This window comes from Sunxiuqinia dokdonensis, assembly GCF_001270965.1.
Classification (GTDB): Bacteria; Bacteroidota; Bacteroidia; order Bacteroidales; family Prolixibacteraceae; genus Sunxiuqinia; species Sunxiuqinia dokdonensis.
On record NZ_LGIA01000001.1, the window covers coordinates 1 to 14,526 of the forward strand.

Annotated in this window: 12 protein-coding genes; 2 read left to right on the forward strand and 10 right to left on the reverse strand. The window is 43.4% G+C overall.

The genetic code is table 11. From position 1 onward, the window contains the following. Positions 1 to 73: 73 nt before the first annotated feature. The 10 genes from NC99_RS00005 to NC99_RS00050 all read right to left on the reverse strand — a co-directional run bounded on the left by NC99_RS00005 (position 74) and on the right by NC99_RS00050 (position 12,505). Positions 74 to 268, reverse strand: coding sequence for a hypothetical protein (locus NC99_RS00005; RefSeq protein WP_053178553.1), 195 nt, complete (start codon positions 266 to 268; stop codon positions 74 to 76). A 110-nt stretch (positions 269 to 378) separates the two neighbouring features. Further along, positions 379 to 744 carry a hypothetical protein gene (locus NC99_RS00010; RefSeq protein WP_053178555.1) on the reverse strand — a complete coding sequence of 122 codons (366 nt, stop codon included), beginning with the start codon at positions 742 to 744 and terminating at the stop codon, positions 379 to 381. Continuing rightward, the gene (locus NC99_RS00015) at positions 741 to 2,621 is read right to left on the reverse strand and encodes an RHS repeat-associated core domain-containing protein (protein ID WP_053178557.1); all 1,881 of its coding nucleotides are present in this window, start codon (positions 2,619 to 2,621) and stop codon (positions 741 to 743) included. The genes NC99_RS00010 and NC99_RS00015 overlap by 4 nt, the downstream gene beginning before the upstream one ends. Positions 2,622 to 2,729: 108 nt before the next feature. Further along, the gene (locus tag NC99_RS00020) at positions 2,730 to 3,149 is read right to left on the reverse strand and encodes a hypothetical protein (protein WP_053178559.1); all 420 of its coding nucleotides are present in this window, start codon (positions 3,147 to 3,149) and stop codon (positions 2,730 to 2,732) included. Between the two features lie 5 nt (positions 3,150 to 3,154). After that, complete coding sequence (locus tag NC99_RS00025; RefSeq protein ID WP_053178561.1) at positions 3,155 to 9,055, reverse strand: FG-GAP-like repeat-containing protein; 5,901 nt, start codon at positions 9,053 to 9,055, stop codon at positions 3,155 to 3,157. Positions 9,056 to 9,170: 115 nt separating this feature from the next. Then, the gene (locus NC99_RS00030) at positions 9,171 to 9,611 is read right to left on the reverse strand and encodes a T9SS type A sorting domain-containing protein (protein ID WP_082326229.1); all 441 of its coding nucleotides are present in this window, start codon (positions 9,609 to 9,611) and stop codon (positions 9,171 to 9,173) included. Between the two features lie 12 nt (positions 9,612 to 9,623). Continuing rightward, positions 9,624 to 10,217, reverse strand: coding sequence for a tail fiber domain-containing protein (locus NC99_RS00035; protein WP_053178565.1), 594 nt, complete (start codon positions 10,215 to 10,217; stop codon positions 9,624 to 9,626). Positions 10,218 to 10,841: 624 nt separating this feature from the next. Further along, positions 10,842 to 11,069: a hypothetical protein gene (locus NC99_RS00040; protein ID WP_157624298.1), complete on the reverse strand. Its 228-nt coding sequence runs from the start codon at positions 11,067 to 11,069 to the stop codon at positions 10,842 to 10,844. A gap of 296 nt (positions 11,070 to 11,365) precedes the next feature. Continuing rightward, positions 11,366 to 11,914, reverse strand: coding sequence for an ORF6N domain-containing protein (locus NC99_RS00045; RefSeq protein WP_204374849.1), 549 nt, complete (start codon positions 11,912 to 11,914; stop codon positions 11,366 to 11,368). Between the two features lie 159 nt (positions 11,915 to 12,073). After that, positions 12,074 to 12,505, reverse strand: a complete 432-nt coding sequence (locus NC99_RS00050; RefSeq protein WP_053178568.1) for a helix-turn-helix domain-containing protein — start codon at positions 12,503 to 12,505, stop codon at positions 12,074 to 12,076. 652 nt (positions 12,506 to 13,157) lie between these two features. Here NC99_RS00050 and NC99_RS00060 point away from each other — a divergent pair. Both NC99_RS00060 and NC99_RS00065 read left to right on the forward strand, forming a co-directional pair. Beyond that, the gene (locus tag NC99_RS00060) at positions 13,158 to 14,123 is read left to right on the forward strand and encodes a helix-turn-helix transcriptional regulator (RefSeq protein ID WP_053178572.1); all 966 of its coding nucleotides are present in this window, start codon (positions 13,158 to 13,160) and stop codon (positions 14,121 to 14,123) included. Continuing rightward, positions 14,120 to 14,518, forward strand: a complete 399-nt coding sequence (locus NC99_RS00065) for an HIRAN domain-containing protein (RefSeq protein ID WP_053178574.1) — start codon at positions 14,120 to 14,122, stop codon at positions 14,516 to 14,518. The genes NC99_RS00060 and NC99_RS00065 overlap by 4 nt, the downstream gene beginning before the upstream one ends. Positions 14,519 to 14,526 lie beyond the last annotated feature (8 nt).

Consider the following 14,526-nt stretch of genomic DNA (forward strand, 5'->3'; position numbering starts at 1 on the left):
CTTGCAATTAAACACCTTCAAATCACGGATTTTATTCACATTACCTGTTGATAACCAGTGATTTATTTTGTTTTTAAGGATTGACTAAATACACATGCACTGTAAATCCCCTATCGGCAAACAAAGCGGGTTCACTGCTTAAGGTATAGGTCCAGTCGTCTTTATCCCTTCTCCTACCCCAGGCATCAAAGCTGTATTCCGAAATGGAGCTGCCTGTTTTCAAATGGGTAATTGTTCCCAAATGATCGCGGAAGATGTTATAAACCATCCAGCTGCCGGTGCCAATTTTTTTGGCTACTGCAACAGCTGAGTAGGCATCGCCGCCAATCCATTTTTTAAAGAACTTTTAAAAGCCCGGCATATCCGGGCTTTTATTTATTAATCTTTGTTATTACATCCAAAATCAATTTGAAATTTGTATTCATTCAAGTTTCGGTACAACTTAACCTCGTAACCTCCAGCTTTCTTAATTATACTGTCGTTGGTCTGGATAAATTCAAAAAGCCCACTTTTATCCCATTCCATTAAAATTTTCCTATCGTCCTTTAACTCAACAGTTCTATCAAAGTGATTTGTACTATCACGATATTTGGCCTTTACAATCCCATCATAAGAAATCCCCTTTTCTCTTTCATATTGTTGAAGGCAAACTTTATCGCTTGACGGTTGGCTTAGGAAAAAAACAACTACTACAATTATACTTAAAGTGTACCAGACCAGCCATATTCTTTTAGCTTTTTTCATCGTCCATATAGGTTATAAAGATGAGTATATGAGTTCCAATGACCGGTACTAACATCAATACCATAGCCAAATCCCGTGACAGTCCATTGAAGATAAGACCGAGAAGGGTTAGAACTAACAGAACCTCCCAATGGACCAAGACCTATTCCGAAATCATAGGCATAGCCTTCGATATCCCTGTTATACATTAAACGGGTTCTTCCATTTACATAAAATGCTTCAGGAGCTATAGAGAATGTAACATTATTCCTGGTTGGAATCCTATCAACAAAATAGAAATCCAAATTGTCCTTGGAATCTGCAACAAATCCGAAACTGGCACTAAATCCTTCATTTCTGCTTAATCCTGGAATCCATTCAGGATAAGCTAACTCAACGTTTAATCCAATTCCTACAGGGCCAATCTCAATTCCAGTTCCAAACAATCCATTACCAAGATTATGATCTTCTGCGAATTCTCGAAAACTTCCAAATTTATATTTCCTCCCTTCGCCACTCATACTTGCCTCCATCCCGACCAAGTCTCTCCAAACTTTTTCCTCATGCTTGGCAGCTTTGAATTCATCAAGCTGTGGCAATGAAACCTGGTTGGCGCTTGGGCTGTAATTGAAGCCAGCCACAATTGGTGTTTGCCGGAATGCCTCTTTTGCGCTCATGCCTTTGTTGATGGTATTATCCAGCCAGTTGGCAGCATAATTACCTGCAAAAATCACGGGAACCATCCACCAAAACTCCCCACTCGGATCACTATACTTCAGCGGGTTATTCAAGCAATATGAATACCGGTTAAAGCTTTGGGTAAAGTCTGGTGCCTGAATAAACGGGTCGGGGCTGAGGAACCGCCCCACCACCGGGTCGTACATCCTGCCGTTCATGTTGTACAGGTTAAAGTCAGGCAGGAATTCATGCGCTGTAAAACCACGGTCGGCAAACAAAGCGGGCTCGCTGCTTAAAGTGTAAGTCCAGGTGTCTTTGTCTCTCCGGCGGCCCCAGGCGTCAAAGCTATACTCGTCAACCACACCGGTACTGGCATTTTTCAGGTGCGTAATGGTTCCCAAATGGTCACGGAAAATATTGTAAATCGTCCAGCTGCCATTGCCAACCTTTTTGGCTACGGCTACGGCGCTGTAGGCATCGCCGCCAATCCAGATATAATGAATGCCCGTACCTCCAACAATTTCAGTTTCCCAACTTCCAAAATAATAGCGTGATTTTAGATAAGCTCCGTTATCTCTCACAACCATGCGAATACGCTGGTGGTCGGCATTGTAGTCAAAGTCAGCCGTTTTACTCCCTTCGGTGATCTTTTTCACTTTTTCAAACGAATAATAGTCGATCGTTTGCGGCGTAGAGGAAATATTGTGGTGGTAGCTGATGCTACTCACCGCGTAAGGCGTTTCGTTGTAAGCATAAGTACCGGCATCGCTCTTGGACTGGATGTTGCCATTTTTATTGGTGGTGTAACCAACAGTCTGGTTCACCGGGCCGGTAACCGTTGCCAGCCGGTCAAGCTTATCGGTCCCGTAACCAAAATTTTCCGTTTTACTCTTTAGATAATTAGTACGCCAGTTCAGGTTGCCGGTATTCACATCAAACGAATAATCATAGTCCTGCACCCCGGTAGCCGTAATCCCCGACAACAGCTTGTTGCTGTCGTAGCTCCAGGTAGCCGCGATGCTGCCAATGTTCGCGTTGGTGATATTTCCGTATTCGTTCATGCCGGTCAGTTGCCAAACGGTTGTGGTTGTTCCGCCTGCCGTAAATTGGATCCGGTACAAATAACCACTGCTGGTGTCATAATCGTATTGTTCATACTCCGTAGTTCCGTTAAAATATTTCCGGTACAGGCGGCCTTTAGTCATTTTAAAAGAAGCCATCCGGCAATTACCGGGCAGCTTCTTTGGGTTACTAAATTAATTTCTCATCTAATGTCGTTATAAACGACAGCCAACTTAGCCCTTCGCTAAGACGAAGGGGGAGTTGGGTTAGTTTTTAGTTACCTCATAATCAATTCCTTCATGTTCTATGCGAAAATAGCTGATGGAATATCCATTGTGGACAATCACCGAATCCCATAAAAACACTGAACAATCTGAATTTTCAGGAGAATACCTGACAACAATAGGGAGCCCGACAGGGATTGGCTTAACAAAAGCTTGTGTAGTGAAATATAGTGATGTATCGTCAGCACTAACGAAACCTGTAGTGACCTCTATACCACTTCCCCTTAGCCCCTTATGGGAGTATTTACAGAATACCATCTGCTGGATGCAATCATCTTTTTTCAATAGCCTTTTGCATCTTCTATCAAAAGAGATCCCCCAAATGATAATGCCTGCCATAATGGATCCAACAATAACCCCCGGTATAGCCCGTATAAGCTTTTGTTTACTTGTCAATTTCATAAAAGTTAAAAATCTAGTTGCAAACTATTTCTTATCTGCTCCAAGTTGCCCCCTTGATCATTCTGGTAAAAATTTTGGTTAATAGGGTTCCATTCTGGGATTTCTGTCGGGTTAGGCAATTTGGGGGGCGTTTGATCCTGAGGCCCAGGTTCCGGGGTTGTAGCTTTGTTTGAAAGCCACCCTGCGGCAACAGATGCGGGGATATCTAGTATTTTCTTCCATAACTCTCCCTTTAAAGGATGATTCAAAACCCAAGGCTTATCTCCATATAAACCATCAATAACTGCATTGGTGTTGCTTGTTGCTACTTTCTGTTTTACCACGGTATAACCGTATTCAGCCCAGAAATCTGCTCCTTTGTTAACAGAGAACTTTTCCTTGTCTGATGCAGGAGTCCAGTTGTAGCGGGCTGATATGGCTGGCAATCCAAAATCAATAGTAGCTTTGCCCGTCTGATAAAACGTTTTCCCAATCTTCCCTGCTTTATAAGCTTTGTCAAGTCCCATGGTTGCTACACCTGCAACACCAGAAACTCCCACATCAAGCCAATCAATATCTTTCCACGCCCAATCTGAAAATTTTGTTCCAGGTTCTCTCGTCACATAGTTGGTTATAACCTGCGTTGCATAATCGATTGTGGCACTCCATAAGAAAACATCAACAACGGTACCAACCCCTGGAAATATTACGCTAAAAAACCACTCCCCATTCGGGTCGGTATAAACCAGTGGGTTATTCAGGGCGTAACTATACCTGTTTAGGTTCTGACTAAAATCAGGCATTTGCAGATTTTCATCCGGGCTTAAGAACCTTCCTAACAGGGGGTCGTATAACCTCCCATTCATATTAATGAGATTAAACTCCGGCAAATGCTCATGCCCTGTAAACCCTCGTCCTGCAAATAGGTCTTTGTCGTTGGCATCCAGAGTGTAATTCCAATCGTCAGCACTACGACGGCGTCCCCAGGCGTCGAAGCTGTACTCGTTGGTTGATAAATCGGAAGCTTTGACAACATGGGTTATACTCCCCAGGTGATCGCGCAAAATGTAGTAAATAACCGGTGTTGCCGTGCCCACCTTTACGCTGACAGCAGGAGCAGAATAGGCATCGCCTCCCAACCACGCATACTGGGTATAGACTGAACCAACTTTTTCCTTCATGTCCCTGCTACCCGGGTACCATCGGGTATATTGTTCTACGCCGTTTTGTTTCATGACCATTTTACAACGTTGCTGGTCACTATTATAGGTAAATTCGGCCAGGTAATTGCCTTCAGTAATGTCCTTTACCTGTTCGAACGAGGTATAATGGATTACCTGGGGAACCAAAGGTATCAAGTTGGTCGTTGTTGACAATTCCGTAATTGCATGAGGTTTGTAAGGATGGTCATACTCCATCGTCCCGATGTCGCTTTTACGGCGGATATTCCCGTTCGCATCATAGTCCAGTCCTCCCCGGGAGTGAGCATTCCCGTAAATACTGTCCAATCTTTGATTCTCATAAATGAAGTTTTCGGTCAGCCCGGTATGTTTCAGGTTTTTCCGGTAGTTTGGCCAACCGTTCTTTTTATCAAACTCGTAATCATAGTGGTAAAGGCTTCCAATAGTCGTGTAATCGGGAAAACCGTCATCGTACACCATCGTCGCCGTAAGACCCGTACCGTATTTTGCGCTTGTTATTTGCCCCCGTTCTTTCATATTTTCAATATCCCAAACTACTGTTGTCCCTGCTTTTATTTTATCCAGGTAGCCGGTGTTGGCATCGTACACATTTTCTTCTACAATCCCCGATGGGTGTGTTCGTTTCCACATCCGGCCCAAATTGTCGTACTCAAAATTAGTGGAAAAATTTTCACCTGCAATATTTTCCGCAATGCCATTTAGACGGCCTTTCACACCGGTTGTCGAATACGAATAGGTACGGGAAACAGAAGATGGCGAACTAATACCTGTAAGATGCTTATAAGTCACATCGTAAGTATAGTCGGTGGTTTCCGGACCGGTTACATAGTTATCCAGTCGTCCGTCCGGTTCATAGTTATAGGTTGTCAAGTCACCCTTGGCGTTCGTGCGGGTCTTGAGTTGCCCATAGGCATTATAGGTATATTCAATTACCCCCGCGCTGGGGTCGTCCAATTGGGTTTGGTTACCTGCAGCATCATAAACCATCCCGGTCTCGCTGCCATCAGGATGGATTATTTTTTTTACCTGACCGTTGGGGTAGTAGCTGTAGGTTATTGTGCCCCCAAAATCATTCGCTTTCGTCAACAGCCCCTGGCTGTCGGTCTCCTTCCAACTTGTCATCCCTTCGGTGCTTTCAGTTACCCGATTTCCGGAATACGTGATGTCGGTAATTTTTCCTCCTGGATAAGTTATTTTATTTAACCGGCTTTTGGTATCGTATTCATACAAGGTGTAATCGCCGGGCGAAACAGAAAAACCAGGTTCATGCTTCTTCCACAACCTGTTTTTGCCATCATAGGTTGTCACGTTATAAATCCATGAGCCACCGAAGCCAAGTACGTCACTGCGCAGTTCTTTTCCTTCCCTGTCGTACCAGGTTTTGTTTTGAGAGCCATCATTCCCTGATGTACTTATAGTGTAAACTTCACCGGTCAAATCGTTGTCTGATTCCCAGCTTTGACTGGTTGTTGTTTGAAATCCATCAGGTTGTAACCTGGTTGCCACCCTTCCCATATTGTCATAGGAGTAAGCGGTTTCGTTGTCCCGGTTGTCGATCTCTTTCTGCCACCGTCCATAGGTGTCGTAAGTATAATCGGTTTTCAAGCCTACCGGGTCAATTATTTTTTTCAACCGGATCCCGTTTGTTTCATACTCGTAGTTGGTTTGACGGGCGCCGCCGTTCGCCGAGTTTCTGTACTCCTGTACCAGGTTCCCATGACTGTTATAGTCGTGATCAACATAATACTCCCACGAGGTGCCCACATGATACGTGACCAAATCAGGTTTAAGCTTGCCATCGGCAGAATAAGTGAAGGTTGTTTTTTTCGAAATAGCCGTTTCCCCGCTTTTTTCGTGTTTAACCGTTGACTCTTTTAACACCCCGATATACCAGTTCTGTTCGTCATTGGGGTAATAGGTATTTGTGCGGGTTTCCGTAACACCGTTGTCGAATTTCTGTTTGACTTCTTTTAAACTGCCTTTAATCGTTGGGTCGTAAGTAAAGGATGTAGAGTCCTGCTGTCCCTTCAGTACATCGCGGTTTAGTTGATATTTTAAGTATGGGAATACTGGGTCCAACCCTGTTACATATACGGTTACCTGTTTGTCCCAGGTATTACTTGTTTCACTGACCTTGTCCCCTCCGATATAGTTTTTAGTGGATAATACAGTCGGGAAAAAATAGGTGGCATCATAACCAGAATTTGTTTCGGTTTTGACTCCCTGATGTGTATCCTCCACTACTATTTGTTCGTAACCCAAGGCACCTTTTCCTTGCCGGTGGATTTTCAAACCTTTGTAGCTATAATCCTGATTCGATAAGGAGCCTCCATTTGTCCAGTAATCGCTTACAACAGATAAAGGCCCCATATAGGTAAAAACGGGGAAACTAACCGGGGTGGTTCCTTTCTCATAATTGCTGTATTCTCCTGAAAGTTTTCGGTACGACAAAGATCCCGTATTATTTAGCCCGTCGGCAAATCTGGAAAGGAGGATGTTTGTGTTGCCATCCATCTTTCCACGCCGGTAACCGTTGGTTGCAGAAGTAACAAGAATATCAGTTTTGCCATTTCCATCGTAATCGCCCAAGGTAAACTGGTAATCTTTGTTATATTCTGTACGTTCATAATATTCACTGCTAACATCGGTAGCGTTAGGCTTTGTAATAAAATAATACTGGCGTGGGTTATTACTTGTGTTCTTACTTAAGGCCAGAATATCTGTACGCCCGTCACCGTTAAAATCGCCGGTATAAACTACATCGCTTTTAAGATCGGTTTTTTTCTTGGTGAAGTAATTGGCATTAAAGCCTGTTCCGGTTGACAAACGGAATTGCCATTCGGACCATTCATAAGATTCGAAACCATATATGAAAATGTCAGTTTTTCCATCACCATCGAAGTCACCCAATTTAAAAAGATGATCCTTCTTGGGATAAGAACCGGAATAAAGCGTAGTAAGCGAATTCCCGTTAATGGTATAAATCTTCACACCATTGCTATCGAATGTCCAAATGTCAGTTTTTCCATCACCATTAAAATCTCCAAAATAGTCTTTGTTTCCCCAACTGGTAATCGTGCCGGAATTTTTGAGACTAAAATAACTATTCAAGGAGGTTGTTCGCATCGAATATAGGTTCCATGCGCTATTCGATATTGAGCCTCCACCCCTGACCTTTCCAAGTACATCCTGCACCCCGTCGCCGTCAAAATCACCAGCATATTGAAATTTGGGGTCGTAGTAATTGTCATTCGTAGGTAACCAGTCGATCGCAGTGAAAGTTCCAAAATTAGTTCCTGTTGATAACGCATAATTATAGAAAACCCCGCTGTTAGCAACTAAACTGCCAACTATATCAAGGAAAAGCAGATCATCCATCCCATCCCCATTCAGGTCAGAGGGCATAACCAAGTCAATGGTTTCCGGGCACGTTCCTGATGCACTGTAGGCTAAACTGCCAGAAGAAGAGGCAAGATATAATCTCCAATCTTTCAGATTTGATTTTTTAACTGTGAAAATATCCATTCTTCCATCACCGTTAAAATCTCCGGGATATTGTACATAGTCAGTTGAAATATAACTGTTGTATGCAAAGTATGGATAGTTGCTACAATTACCCGTCGGATATTCGTAAGAAAAAACTGTTGAGTTGAACCTGCTGTCATTCAAACCATATTCTATCACTTCATTAAGTGCCGAATGATTACCATAATTTGAAGCATGGTGATTATATTTAAACTCGTACTTTTTCACCACCGCCGTATTGTATTTCACCTCAATCTTATCCAGGATCAGGTTTTGCATAATCTCGCTTCCTTTTAGGTAATTGGTCGTTTTGTCGTTGCGAATTTTGTAGTAAAGTCTAACGGAATTGGGGCCATAGGTGATCTCCTTAAGGTAAACTAAACCGTTATCTTTGACGTACTCATAATTTATCTGATTCCCATATACATCGGTAGCCTTGTTCATATACCAGTTCACTACCTGGCTATGTCCGTCAACGGTTTGGTCAGCATCGCTTGTGTAGCCGTACTGGCAATCCAGTCCACCTTTGGTTTCGGCTAAAAACTGCGTGGGGCCATAGCTTCCTGTGGTACAAGTTACACGGGTGAAGATATCATTCTCAGTCCGGTATTGCGAACCGTTTCCACCATATGTTCCGGATGTACAGACCAACCGCTGCCCATCGAGACTGAACCGGTCGGCAGAGGTTAAATCTACTCCAACGGACTGTCCGTCGTGATAATATGATTGTGGGGAGCGTGTAATAGCCGAAATCCCGGAAATGTTCCAGCCATAACCGGCAACGCCCGGGCCTCCAAGACTGTTGTACGTGATGGATAAATTTGGTTGTAATCCAGCCACCCCCGGGGGTAAGTCAAGCGGGATGGTATAAGTTGCCCCGCCGGTAGCACTTACATTGAAGGCACCTTCGGTCGTTCCAACAAGATAGGATGTATTCAGACTTCTGGTTACGGGATCAATAATTGTCTGGTAAACGACATTCTCATAGGTTTCCCCTCCGCCTGAAGGTTCCACAATCTCAGCCGTCATCGTTCCTCCGCTTGGCGTATACGAATAACCGGCGGCAAAGGTGATGCTGTTGGTGGCCTGGTGGAGTTTGGTGCCCGACTCGGCGGTGCTCAGCACCAGGTCGGCTGGTTGGGAAAAGCTGGCAAATGTGCACAACCATCCGAATATCATGGTCAGATATAATTTTTTCATGTGATTATTTTTTCAAACTAAGTTTGGGCAACTGGTTAAAAGTCCCATTATCCGGTCACAGTATTCAGAGCCTAAGCTCCGAACTGCCGACTGGGACTGGCAACTGTAAACTGTCTTACTCCTTAATGATTTTCCACTCTTTTCTGTCTTGACCGACATGGATGGTCATGATGTAAAATCCCGGGGGATAAATCGAGAGGTCGACCTCGGTTGATCCAGCTGCAGGCTGCTGAACAATAAGCTTACCGTGTGAATCGAACACGCGAATGGCGGCTTCCTGGTTGGCCAGGTTTGGAAAATCAATCCGGAGCAAGCCCTTGGTGGGGTTGGGATAGATGCGGGTTTCCTGCAAACTGATCTGGTCTTCCAGAAGGTCATCGTCCTCCTCTGAGTCTAAAGAACCGGGCTGGATGCCGGCGCTTTTCAGGCCGATCACTGTCCGCGTAATGCGGTTTCCGCTGTTGTCGTAAGTAAATTCGATGTGTTGCGCATAACAAACCACCGGAATAAAAACGGACAGCAGCATGATCAACAATAAAATGACTGGCTGTTTCATGATCTTCTGCTTTTATTGTCCCAGTTGTTGTTTCAACGCTTCAATTTCGGCCTGCTGCTCCTTAATGGCTTCGACCAGGTAGGGAATGAGGGCGGAATAGGCTAATGATTTATTCTGGGTTGAGTCGTTTGTGAAAACCGCTTCCGGGATCACTGCTTCAACTTCCTGGGCCAGAAAGCCTGCCTGTAGTTTCCCGCTTCCATCGTCTTTCCAGTTGTAGTTCACCCCATTGAGTTTCTTGATTTTTTCTATCGTGCTGCCTGATTCCCCTGCTTTCTCTGTTGCCAGTGGCGTGATGTTCTCTTTGGCAGTCGCATCAGAATATTCATAAAGCGTTTTACATTGAATATCAATAAACCCGGAGGCAGCAGTGTTGTAAAAAACAACGCGGTTGCCACTGGTAACCCTTGGGTCCGCATGAAATACATCCAGAACAAACGGTTGATAGCTGGAATATGAAGTTCTAAAATATTTACCCTTCACATCCAATTGGTAGACGGGGGAGGTGTTGTTGATTCCTACAAACCCTGTACTGCTCACTTTGATCTGTGCATTGACTGACAGAATAACCAGGCTGAATACAGCCAGAAGTAAAATCTTTTTCATACTTTTGAACGTTTTTTGGGAGTGGCGACTCCCGATTAATAATTAAGTTTTGAAAATGGATGCCGGCCTTTGGGCCGGTATCTTTTTTTTATCGCATTCGGTGCGTTACCCGTTTATTCTGAAAACTTTTAAAAAGTAACCCCAGTTTGATTTTGTCTATTATGTCAATAACAGGTTAAAATGATCGTTCGTATGAGATATGGGGTAGTTTTACCCCCTAAAACGATCAGTTCATGAAACTTTTTGTGATTTTGTTAAGTTTATTTTTTGTGTAATTTAGTTTCGTTCTAAATAACGACGTCAGACAGGAGTCAATCAAAATGCTGTTTTTGGACAGACATGCTGGGCGGTATGCCAACCAGCAAGCGAACTGAGCTTCCGTTCTGACAACTGCAGGCGGTTAGAAAAAGCTAGATCTAATTTCCAACTGAAACCAATTGAAGCGTAGGTGGGCAAAGGCAAGTGTAGCCTGGAATGAAATGGAAGGCTTCTCTTGCCGTGCGGTGCAGCCCGGCTTCAGAGCGAAGCTGAGCGAAAAAGCGCCCGGTTTCGCAGGCGTAGCCAGGCGGATAAAGGAAGCGGTTGAGCGAGGCTGAGCGATGGTGCCGGGGCACAGGAAGAACCTTAAAAAAGCTGTGCAACACCTAAGGAAATCAGGAACACGACCTGATCAAACCGGAAAGCTGCCTGCGAAGCGAAAACGAAGCAGGCGTCTTTCATTTTAACCGAGGCTTGTGAGCGCAGTGCGGAGCAAACGGAGCGAACAGGCCGCAGGATCATCTGCCCAATCATATCAACACCTTTTATCTTTGGCATCCTTATCAAAAGCCACCAGGTTAACATTTCCCTCATTTTTGTCCTTATTGATATCAAATGGGGCGGCATTAATTCTTTCTTCCCATTTTCAAAAAATTGATCGGGAGACTTGTTTCCTGTTTATCGTTTATTCTTTTAATAAGTGTATCTTCTCCGGTACGATCTCCCGTTTTATCTCCTGTATCAAATCTGATACCGGTAAGTTTGTTTGCGGAGTGACAATTGGCCGACGGAAAATCGCAGGTTTTTTCCGTGTATTTAACACAAAAGGTAAAATCGAAGGTCGGGTATGGAAAGCTTCTTAAGTGGGTGAAACCTTTCTTTTTAATCTTTCACTCTTTTGGTTTTATAAACCCGATCGGGTTGCGTGATTTAACTGTAAGTTTTTGTTTCATGGCCAATTCTGTTAATGCGATATAGATATCATCAAACTTCTCTTCATTTTCGTCGCTGATCTCTTCCAAGGCTTTAATGCGCTCCTTAATTTCTTCCAGTTCACCCGAAAGGGACGATGGAGCAGCTTGGATCATATACCTCCGGATAGCAATAAATGCCCTGATGATACTAATGTTTACCTCAATAGCCCTGGCACTCTTTAAGACACTCGAAAGCATGGCCACACCAGGTTCAAGAAAAGCATAAGGAACAGCGCCGCCCAAATAACTTTTTGATGGTATCACATTTTGTGATACCAGGTTATTTATCTCACTATCTGCAAGTTCAAACATGAAATCAGGAGGAAATCTCTCAATATTTCGTCTCACCGCTTGCTTTAAGGCTCTGGTCTCAACTTCGTATAGTTGCGCCAAATCAAAGTCCAACATGACCTGCTGGCCCCTGATTTCGTGAATTTTGCTTTGAATGACTTGTAAGTCCATCATTTAATCATTTTACTCTGCCAATAAGAAGCAGAAGGATATAGTATAGGGGTATTCTCTTGGGGTATTTTTTCAAACGCGCGGTTTTCCCTTGCGCCTCTTTTTTTGATAGTTGATGTATTCTTTGAAATGGATGAATTACCGCAATCGCCTTGAAAAAGACTATGTCCTTTCTTTCAACAACTTCTCAAGCAGCGCATTTTTTTCCTTTTCCAGCTCCAGCATACGCTCGTAGAGCGCTTGTTTCTCTTTGCTCAATTCCAGAATCTGTTCGATGGGATTATTTGTGATGGTCGTATCAGTGATATAACCAACATTATTGTTGCCTTTTTCAAAAGTGTTATTCTCAATAATCACGGTCACCGGGTCTTCCTCCAGTTCCTTAATCACATCAGGAGCAACATTTAGGACTTTGGCAAACTTCTCAAGCATATCGTCATCGATCACCTTCTTATGTTCATAGTTAGAGATTTGGGCTTGGCTAATCCCGAGGTCAATGGCCAATGCATCCTGTTTGATTCCCAGGGTATGACGGATCCGCTTGATCGCATGTCCGTGATGTGTGTTTCTCAAAGGTTTTTCTTGTGTTTCCATCTGATTCTTTTTGTATATAGTCAAACGAAATTAGTAAAATCATGGTTGTGATTATAATTATTTGTGCAAAATCAATATTTATTGGCCGTATAATTTTAAATCCCTCTTTCAAACGTGTTTTCTTTGAAAAGAATCCCGCACTTGAACACGAAGGTGCGAAGTTACGAAGGCTCGAAGGCACGAACTGAATTCCCGAATAACCAATTCGTTGTGTCTTGGTGTTTAATCTTCTTTTTACGAACCAAAACCTTAAAATAGGCTGCTGATCCTGGACAATGGACACCGATCACACATTCCAAAAGAAAAAAGAAAAAACAGTCAAAAAAGAAAAAAGAAAGCCAATCTGGAGGCCAGTCCGGTAAAAAATCAAGGCTGTCCTGCCATCCCAACGGAAACGAATTCCAAACGGCAACAAAATCATCACACGGCAGGACACTCGCCCCGGCCTTGTATTTTTCAGAAACCGGACTGGCTAAATTGGGCTTCTTTTTTGGGTTTGACGATATTTCCAAACCGGTTGACGTTAATTGCTGACGCCGAAACAGGACACAAGCATTCCGCTACTGAAGTTTCACAACGAGAATATTTATCATTTTAAATTATTGGATTTTATAATCAATTGTTTTAATTTTATTGACCAGTAAAACCCAACATGCCAAACAAAACCAAAACTCATCGAATTCTTCGACTCATTCTTTTCCTATCGAATAGTTATCCGAAGACAAAAGAAGAATGCAACGCTTTCCTTGGCATAAGAGACTCTGCATTTTACAATTACCGTAAGCTGTTGCTGGAAAGCGGCTTCGACCTCAAACAAAAGAACGGCAAATACTGGATTGCGTATTCTGATCAAAGCCACCGGGTGTTACAGAATGTTCTTCATTTTACAGAGGAGGAAATGTACATCTTGTCAAAGACTATTGATCGACTGGACGAAAAGCCGGGAAGCATCCATCCATTAAAGCACAAATTGGTTTCTTTTTTAAACCAGGATAAAGTTCTGGAAAGTTATATTCAGAAAGAAAAATCGGCCATCGTGCAGGCATTGACGCAAGCCCAACTACAAAAGAAACAAATTTTGCTGGTCAATTACGCTTCAGGAAACAGCCAGACCGTTAAGAACCGGATGGTGGAACCCTTTGAATTTAAGAATGATTTCAACCTGATGTGGGCGTTCGATACCACATTAAAACAAAACCGGCAGTTTAAGATTTGCCGGATTGAAGATGTGCATGCGTCGCTCCTTCCCTGGGAATACGAGCGCCTGCACCGTGCTAAACCCGTAGATATTTTCCGGAACACCGGCGATCTCGATAAAAAAGTGGAACTCAAACTCAGGCTGAAAGCTAAAAATCTGTTGGTGGAAGAGTACCCGCTGGCCGAACGCTTCCTCTCAAAAACCGGTAATAACCAGTTTATTTTGAAAGCCCCGATTGCCAAATACGAAGGCCCCGGGCGTTTCGTGTTGGGATTGGCTGAAGACATCCAGGTTTTGGGCGATGCCGGGTTTCGGGAGTATTTGAAAGAAAAAATCAACAATTGCCAGCATTTTTTTTCAAACTCCACGAATTCGGGAGTCGATGTGAAGAAATTGCCTGTTCCAAATAAAAAGTCATGAACAGAACCCATTTTTTCAAATACCTGTTTCTTGGACTCACCGGCCTGATGTTTTTCAGAAAATCACGGGGAAACGCACAGGATAAGCGTTGCGAAATTCGCTTATGCTCGCCATTTGTGGCTGGTTTTCAATATTACGATGGTTTTGATGTAAGGCATTTGCTATGTACCGATGATTTGCTGTTTTTAAAACGTGAACCGGCCAATGCGCGCGACTGCTATGCCATTGAAGTGTTCCAGGGCGAAGCCAAGTTAGGCTATTTGCCGCGTGACGAAAATAAAGTGGTCGCCCGCATGATGGACCAGGGTGTAAAAGTGAAAGCCAGGATTGTTGATATCGACCAAGAAGAAAGTTATTACCATAAAATAAAAATGAAGGTTTTTTATGAGATTTAGAATCACAT